The organism is Zarconia navalis LEGE 11467 (assembly GCF_015207075.1).
In the GTDB taxonomy this organism is placed as follows: domain Bacteria; phylum Cyanobacteriota; class Cyanobacteriia; order Cyanobacteriales; family Geitlerinemataceae; genus Zarconia; species Zarconia navalis.
On sequence record NZ_JADEXN010000207.1, the window covers coordinates 1 to 8343 of the forward strand.

Below are 8343 nucleotides of genomic sequence, written 5' to 3' on the forward strand. Positions count from 1 at the left end.
CCGATCGCCCGGAACTGCGGGTGGTGGCCGACCAAATCGGCACCCCTAGTTGGACGGGAGATATCGCCCGCGCCATTGCCGGACTCGTCGCGCAGCATCGGGATCTGTCGGGAACCTACCACTTCACCAATAGCGGCGCGGCGAGTTGGTACGATTTCGCCGTGGCCATTTTTGAAGAGGCAAAATCCCTCGGATTTCCCTTGAAAATCGATCGGGTGTTGCCCATCACCACCGCCGAATATCCCACCCCCACGAAACGTCCGGCTTATTCTGTCCTCGCCACCCAAAAAATTGCCGCCGTTTTGGGCGCGCCGCCGCCTCATTGGAGATCGGGATTGCGGCAGATGTTGGCGGATCTCAAATCCCATCAATAGGGCATCAATATAGATCGCGCGCATAGCCGTTAGGACGATTGAGATTCGGGTTGAGTCTTTCTAAATCTTGTAGGGGTCAACGGCCGTTGACCCCTACGGTACTGTGCGCTTCGGAACCCACCCCCAACCCCTCGGTGAGAGGGGAGTAATAAGGGAATGGGTCTGGGATTGCAATCCCAGACCCGATCGAATCTTCGATTCTTAAGAGAATTCACCTTTCCATTACCCGCCGTTTTGCCGCCGTTTTGCCGCCGTTTGGAAGGCTTCGCAATATTTCCGGTATCCGTCGGGGAAGACCAGATTAAGGGTGAGGGGATCGTCGGTATCTTTCGGGTCCCCCGGTCCTTCCGTCGCCACGAGTTTGCCATCGACTTGGGCCAAGGGAATGGGTTTGCGGTTTTTCAGTTCGCCCCCGCTACTATCGATGTAGACGGTGACATTCTCGCGATCGAAAATACGACCGATCGCTTGAATCAGTTGCAAGAAATTGCGATCGCTTCCCCCCCGTTTGGCTTGTGGCCCGTCTGGGGTTTCGACGATTTGACTGGTGACGGTATCCCCCACACCGATGATGGTGGGCATTAATGCCCGATCGCAATGTCGATCGACTAAAGTTAATAAATCCGCTTCCGATTTCGGGGCTTGGCGGGCGCTAAAATCCTCCCCGAGGGGATATTTCCCCGTGCGCTGATAGTAGTAGCGATTGAGCAATGCCAGCACCCCCGCCTCTTTAATCGCCCCGCGCAGCATAAACTGAAAGTCCGTGGTTCCCGAAGAGCGATCGTCGGCAAACCAAACAATTTCGAGATCGCTGCTATCTCTGCCCAAATTGGGGGCGTAGTGGACGAAAAAGGAGTCTTCCATGCCTTGTTGGCTGGCTTCTTGCAGCAAACTATCCATTAAGGCTTCCGTCCGTCGCTGAAGTTCTGGGTACAGCGATAGGTTATCGGTTTCCGACAGCATCTCGTAGAGAGTATTCAGATTTGCCGTCGGCGAGGCGACGTTATCGAGAACGGAAGATTCGATGCCGCGATCGAGTTCTGTTGGGGAAATATCGTGGGAATGGGTGGCAAAAAACTCTCGCAGTTCCGTTGCAATCCGTTGGGGAACCTCTTTGAGAAATGCTAACTCCCCGTCGCTAACTCCCGGATGGGACACCTGGCCATCGCGATTTTGCCATTGCACGCCCCCAGCCGCCAGTCCGGGTAAATAGAGTTGTTTCTCAGCCGCATCCACACCGGGATAAGCCCGATCGATAATCCCATTCACCCCTCGCTTGCCGATATGTTCGCCATTGGTGAGGACGAAGAAATGACCCTCGAAGGCGCTGACGGCTTCCACGTACGCCCGATCGATGGTGCGATCGAGGGGGTCTTTAACTAACCCCATGCAAACGCCATCGAGGTCTTGGATAACGAGTAAATTTTCCGTATTGGCCAGTACGTCGATAAAAGCGGCGCGATCGAGGCTAAGGCTTTGTTGAGACAGAGATACCATATTACATTCGATAGATGACTGGACTGCTAGATGAAGTCAGCAGACACCGCAGCCAGTGAAGAAACGGTTACTGTGACCTTGCCGATCTTAGCTGTTGCTGGAGGTTCGGTAAATTGATGCCAAACTCCTCTTGCAAGATATGGGTTGCCACACCACCCCCACCTTCTGCGGCTTCGTCCAAAATGGCCAGTAGCAAATCTTCGGGAACGATCCCGGTGCGATCGCCCCGTTCGGCTCGATCGAGGGCTAACTCAATCACTCGCTTGGTTCTGGGGGCGTAGGGCAAGCGATCGGAAGATGGATCGACTGGGGGTGTGGGATGAGATGCGAGGATTTGGACGATCGCCTCTTTGGCGGCTTCTAAGTTTGCCCCTGCTTCCACCAGCACTCGCGCGGCAATGCTTTTGCCCTGTACCAACAATCCCAGTAGCAAACCTTCCGTGCCGAATACCCCAATATCGAGCTGGCGAAGGGTATCTTGTCCCAATTGAATGACTTCCTGGGTTTGGGGGGTGAAAATCTGGGCAGTCGGGATGACCATATCCATCTCTTCTGCAAGGGAGAGAAAGGACACCGCTTTGAGGATGTATTCAAACGTCGCGGTATCCAGAGTGCCCCAACTGGCGGCTTCGGGGCCGGCTTGCTGATACATACCGATGAGGGATTTGTAAATCTGCGCGTCGCCACAAATTAGAGATTTCATGGCTTGCCGCCAACTTCGGGCTAATCGGCGTGCGGAAAGGCTGGTGAGGTCTGAGCCTTTTTCCATTTCAGAACGCGCTCGATCGAGTAAATCTTGCCATTTTCCTTCTTCTTCGCGAAATCGCGCTTCGACAACTTTTTCCTGTTCGGGGGTGAAATACTGTTGAGTCATTGAAATAGTCTCCATGGTTTGAATTAAACGTTCGACGGCAACGGATTGACTGGTTTCGAGTTCTGTGGCGATGCCATTGAGGCGATCGAGTAACGTCCGCGATAATGCCATTTGTTCTCGAAGGCGATGGCGATGCAAGTCGATTACTTTCGGTAGGGAAAATTCCGGGCTTTCCAAACACTCGCGAATCTCATCGAGGGAAAAGCCAAGCTGCCGCAAAGATAAGATTTGCTGCAATCGGGCAATTTCGGCTTCTCCATACAATCGATGTCCGGCTGAGGTTCGATGCTGGGGAGAAAGTAAATTAATTTCGTCGTAGTAGTGCAACGTGCGAATGGAAAGTCCCGTTTGTTGGGCGAGTTCGCCAATTCTCATCAAGTTAGACACGATCGCCTCTGCTCGTCGAGCCAAAAATGCGGTTGACAAATTCATCCTAGAACCTGACGTTACGTGAGGTGCAAGGGGGTTGGCGAAGACTTTTTCACTTCTTCTCGGCGGTGGTACATCGCGATCGAGACCCGGTTATGGCATCACGCAAGCAACATTCCCAGCGAAGCAATCGCCTAGAATTCACCGTACAAACCCCCCACTGCGCTACCCCATAAGTTTTGTCAGTCAACCAGCCTGAATGCTTACGTCCTGATACACTGGCGACGTTGAAGTATTGCCAGAGACACCGATGAACGATCGAACCAAACCCAACTGGGCTGGCGTTGACCCCCTTTCCCGATTCGTCAACCTACTGATCGGGACAAAGCCGATATACGGCGTGATGAAACATCAGGCCCGACAAGTTCTGATTAAGACGGCGGAAAAAAATGGAATTCCCTGGCGGCAAACCTGCCAAGAACTAGAAGCCTCGGGGGTCAAAAATACCTACGACAAAATCGCCAACCCCCAAATTGCCTATCCCGACTACTATCGCGTCCCCTTCCACGCCTACGATGATGGAAATTTGTGCTGGAAAGCGGCATTTGAGGCGGAGTCGGCAACAAAGTCCATGGCGCTGCGGGTGTGGCCCAAAGAAGAACTAACTTGGGAGGCGGCACAGGAAAAACTGCGATCGAGTTTTCACCAAGTGCTGGCGAAGCACCATACAACCCCTGCCCGCGATATCCTCGATATCGGCTGTTCTGTGGGCATCTCCACCCTCGCTTTGCATCGCTACTATTCCAGCACTCAAACCCTCCCCGTCCGGACGGTGGGGTTAGATTTATCTCCCTATATGCTCGCAGTGGCCCAGAAACGGGACGAGAATGGGAAAATTGCCCAGTGGAAACATGGCAAAGCCGAGGAGACGGATTTTGCCGATAATTCTTTCGATGTCGTTACCCTTCAATTTGTTATTCACGAATTGCCCCGCCGCGCCACCGGCGAGATTTTTCAGGAGGTCTTGCGAATTTTGCGTCCGGGGGGAACGATCGCGATTGTCGATAATAACCCCAAATCCCCAGTCATCCAAAATCTCCCCCCGGCGTTGTTCGTCCTGATGAAAAGTACAGAACCCTGGAGTGACGACTACTATACCTTTGATGTGGAAGCAGCGATGGCTGATGCGGGTTTCGAGGTGCAAGCGACAGTTGCAAGCGACCCCCGCCACCGGACGATAATTGGCCGGAAAACTCGGAATTAGTCATGTCAGTCTTCTCGATCGAGGTTTTGAAGGCTCTAAGTGCCGTTATTGAGAAATAGTTTCATTATTTATTAAGAACTATTACTAATAAGCTGCTAAAGTGTGCATGATACCTGAGAATACTTAGGTATTGGCGATCGCGCCGAGTGAACTGACCCAATTTCTGGGGTACAGGTAACAGGATTTGCCTACAATTATGAGGCTGCAGGCAAATCGTTTGGCAACACTCGCGATCTACTTCCAACGACGATGTGCCTAAAATACACGGACTTCGATCGCCTTTTCTTGAGAGTTGTTACTAACAAACAAATTGAGGAGATTTATGCAGAATGCAGAGCTATGGTAATCCTAAAGTCAAATACGATTGGTGGGCTGGGAATGCCCGTTTTGCCAACCTATCGGGAAAATTTATTGCCGCTCACGTCGCCCAAGCTGCACTCATCGTCTTCTGGGCGGGGGCGTTTACCTTATTCGAGCTATCTCAATACGATACCGCAGTTCCCATGGGAGAGCAGGGGCTAATCTTGCTACCTCACCTGGCTACTTTGGGATTGGGTGTGGGTTCTGGCGGAGAAGTGGTGGATACCTATCCCTACTTCGTCGTCGGGGCCGTTCATCTGATTTCCTCTGCCGTTCTCGGTGCGGGGGCGCTGTTCCACTCCTTCAAGGCTAAAGCCGACTTGAGCGAAGCTTCCGGTCGCGCTCGCAAGTTCCACTTCGATTGGGACGATCCCCAACAGTTGGGACTAATTTTGGGACACCACCTGCTGTTCCTGGGATTTGGGGCACTGCTTCTGGTGGGTAAAGCGATGTTTTGGGGCGGATTGTACGACTCTGCCATTGGCGACGTTCGCCTCGTCACCGCACCGACCCTCGACCCCTTCGTTATCTACGGCTACCAGACCCATTTTGCCTCGGTGGATAATCTCGAAGACTTAGTGGGCGGTCATATCTTCGTCGGGCTGATGCTCGTCGGCGGCGGCATTTGGCACATCATCAAAGAACCCTTCGACTGGGCGAAGAAACTGCTGATTTTCTCCGGCGAGGCGATTTTATCCTACTCTCTGGCGGGAATTGCCCTGGCTGGATTCACGGCTGCATACTTCTGCGCAGTCAATACCCTTGCCTATCCCGTAGAATTCTACGGCCCGGTGCTCGAAGTCAAACTGGGAGTTTCTCCCTATTTTGCCGACACCGTTGACTTGCCAATGGGGGCACACACGTCCCGCGCGTGGCTGGCGAACGCTCATTTCTTCCTTGCCTTTTTCTTCTTGCAAGGTCATCTGTGGCACGCTTTGCGCGCTATGGGCTTTGACTTCCGTCAGATCGAAAAAGCCCTGGAGAATGCGGGAATGGCTCAAGCCGCCCCGATGGCTTCAACAAAAAAATCCGCACCCGCTCAAGCTTCTGGGGAAGCAGCAGCAGCCGGTGCGGCGGAATGAGAATTGCGATCGCCGTTGCTTTGAGACAGAAACCGATAAAACGTTACCGCGCTGTTAGCGCGGTTTCTCGAGCTAAATAAAAGACAACCGGCGATCGCGCCAATTGGATTTATCACCAATGTGCTTCATGCAGGCTACCACCTGCGTGGAGCTTCTTTCAAGGCTGTATCTAAACGAAAGAGGTATTCAAGTATGACTATTGCCAGCGAAAGCGCCCGCATCGAACCAGATTTAAGTTGGCTGTCGGGAAATGCCCGCTTAACCAACCTATCCGGTCAACTGTTAGGCGCTCATATTGCCCACGCCGGATTGATGATGTTTTGGGCCGGGGCGATTACTCTATCGGAAGTGAGTCGAATCGACCCAGGTCTCTCCCTCGGCGAGCAAAATTTAACCGTCCTCCCCCACTTAGCAGCATTAGGTTGGGGCGTGGGGGCTGGGGGAGTTGTTGTCGATTCGTACCCCTATTTCGTCGTTGGGATGCTGCACTTAGCGGCATCGGCAGCTTTGGGGGCCGGAGGATTGTTCCACGTTTTCCGAGGGCCGGCCAACTTGAAAGACGGTCGAGGATGGGTGAAAAAATTTCACTACGAATGGACGGATAAAAAACAACTGGGCTTGATTTTAGGCCATCACCTGCTATTTCTCGGGGCGGCCGCACTGTTGTTTGTGGGTAAAGCCACCACTTGGGGCGGTCTTTACGATGGGGCGATTCACGATGTCCGACTGATTACCGAACCCACCACCAACCCGGTGACGATTTTCGGCTATATTTTCGGTCTCAACCACGGTGTTTGGAATCCTTTGGGGATGGCGAGCGTTAATAATTTAGAAGATGTCGTTGGCGGTCATCTGTGGATCGGATTTATCTGCATTGCTGGCGGTATTTGGCATATCGTCAAAGCCCCCTTTGGTTTGGGCACTCAGTTACCCTACAACGGTGATGCCATTCTCTCCTACAGCCTGGCGGGATTGGGCTGGATGGGTCTGGTGTCGGGATATTTCGTTGCTTACAACACCACGGTATTTCCCGCAGATTTATACGGTTTCGATCGCGGTATCATTGCCGGAATCCAGTTTGGCTTGGGATTTGCGTTCCTAGCCGGTCACATTTGGCACGCTCTCAAAGGGCGCATGGAAGCCCAGAGTCTGAGCGAGGCGGATACCTATCGCGCCACTCTGGTGGGTTTCGGGTTCCTGGCTTTGCTGGTGTTGGTATTGGTTCTCAGTTAGGGGAAGCGATTAACTACGTTGCTCGACGTTCATCCCGGCTTTCGATACGAGTCGGGATTTTTCGATCGCATTATGTTTTAGCCAAGTACGTCGCTTGTACGCAGCACGATCGTGAATTTCCATTCCCTTTTTTCCCTAGGTGTCTAATACCACAGTCCCTTCATCACTTCGGGCAACACATCACTCGGAAGTTGTGAAAACGCTAAATTTTGCGTCTGAATATCTCCATCGTTGTAAAAAGCGCGAATCGTTCGCACGACAAAATCCAAGGCTGTTTTGTAGCGTTCCGGTTGTTGTTTCCAGCCTGCTAATGCCAGCAAGTGGTGCTGTAAAGCCGCTTCGAGATGGTTTTGGCGAGACTCGGCAGTCCCATCGAAATGGGGATGCGTTACCCATTGATAGCGAGCGAGTCCCAGGTTATTGTATGCGGCCAATAGATCGAACGGCAAAGCTCGATCTCCCACAGACTCCGCTACGGTAACGGCAGTTTCGTAGGCAGCGATCGCCTGTTGCAAATATTCGATCGCTTGCTCCGACTCCGCTTCAAACCTCTGCGCTAGATGCCAGTACGCCGTTGCCAAATTATTTTGCGTTGCCGCACAGCCAACGGGTAGGGTTTCTCGGGTGCGGTGTTTTAGCGCTTTGCAATAGGCATCCACCGCCAGCAGCAAGTTTTCAAACGTGCGATCGTGTCTCGATAGCGTCCAGTATGCAGTGCCGAGGTTATTGAGCACCATGGCGTAGTCGATCGCGTTTTTTTGGGGATTATTTTGTTGGGGAGTATAGATTTCCAGTGCTTGGCAGTAGGCTGCGATCGCTTGTTGTAAGTACCGCACCGGTTCTCGATGTTGCGCCAAACTCCAGTAAGTGGTGCCTAGGCTATTTTGGGTGGTGGCATATTGAAGGGAATCTCCATCGCCATTCTTTAGGCGCAGGACTTCCTCAAACGCGATCGCCGATTGGTGTAAGTTCTCTGCGGCATCTTCGTAGCGTGCCAAATCTGCATACAGCCCCCCAAGGTGATTCTGTACTGGCATCCAAAGGGGGTGTGGCGGCTTGATTTGTACGAGAACCGATCGATGGAATTCCAGGCTTTGCTTTAAATAGCGGCATTTTTCCTCCGGTTCGGCAAACCCGCGCGACAGCATCCAGTATAGGTTTCCCAACTCCACCGCGATCGCTGTTGTTGTTTCGGTAGATGGAGATGATTCCCCCGTAAAGTATTCCATCGCCCGATCGTAGGCGCAAATGGCAGCGTGAATTGTCTCTAGGGAGAAATTTCCCCCATTG

General features: G+C 52.6%; 8 protein-coding genes. 4 read left to right on the top strand and 4 right to left on the bottom strand.

From position 1 onward, the window contains the following. Window positions 1-374 (top strand): SDR family oxidoreductase (locus tag IQ235_RS12165; RefSeq protein ID WP_264321728.1); only part of this gene is annotated, 374 nt, incomplete at its 5' end. A gap of 222 nt (window positions 375-596) precedes the next feature. Here IQ235_RS12165 and stpA read toward each other — a convergent pair. Further along, window positions 597-1871: a glucosylglycerol 3-phosphatase gene (gene stpA, locus IQ235_RS12170; RefSeq protein WP_264321729.1), complete on the bottom strand. Its 1275-nt coding sequence runs from the start codon at window positions 1869-1871 to the stop codon at window positions 597-599. A gap of 67 nt (window positions 1872-1938) precedes the next feature. After that, window positions 1939-3177, bottom strand: coding sequence for a MerR family transcriptional regulator (locus tag IQ235_RS12175; protein WP_264321730.1), 1239 nt, complete (start codon window positions 3175-3177; stop codon window positions 1939-1941). 247 nt (window positions 3178-3424) lie between these two features. Here IQ235_RS12175 and IQ235_RS12180 point away from each other — a divergent pair, with 247 nt between their 5' ends. Together IQ235_RS12180 and IQ235_RS12185 are read left to right on the top strand one after the other, a co-directional pair. Further along, a complete protein-coding gene (locus tag IQ235_RS12180; protein WP_264321731.1) occupies window positions 3425-4378 on the top strand; it encodes a class I SAM-dependent methyltransferase in 954 nt (317 codons plus the stop codon). Window positions 4379-4707: 329 nt separating this feature from the next. After that, window positions 4708-5820 carry a chlorophyll a/b binding light-harvesting protein gene (locus IQ235_RS12185; RefSeq protein WP_264321732.1) on the top strand — a complete coding sequence of 371 codons (1113 nt, stop codon included), beginning with the start codon at window positions 4708-4710 and terminating at the stop codon, window positions 5818-5820. Here the strand turns inward: IQ235_RS12185 and IQ235_RS12190 are convergent. Next, entirely contained in the window at window positions 5778-5936 is a 159-nt protein-coding gene (locus tag IQ235_RS12190; RefSeq protein ID WP_264321733.1) for a hypothetical protein, read from the bottom strand. The genes IQ235_RS12185 and IQ235_RS12190 overlap by 43 nt on opposite strands. A gap of 76 nt (window positions 5937-6012) precedes the next feature. Between IQ235_RS12190 and IQ235_RS12195 the strand changes: the two genes are divergently transcribed. After that, a complete protein-coding gene (locus IQ235_RS12195) occupies window positions 6013-7053 on the top strand; it encodes a chlorophyll a/b binding light-harvesting protein (protein WP_264321734.1) in 1041 nt (346 codons plus the stop codon). Window positions 7054-7196: 143 nt separating this feature from the next. On the opposite strand, the gene IQ235_RS12200 is transcribed toward IQ235_RS12195, so the two are convergent. Next, on the bottom strand, window positions 7197-8343 hold a 1147-nt coding region (locus tag IQ235_RS12200; protein WP_264321735.1), incomplete at its 5' end, for a tetratricopeptide repeat protein.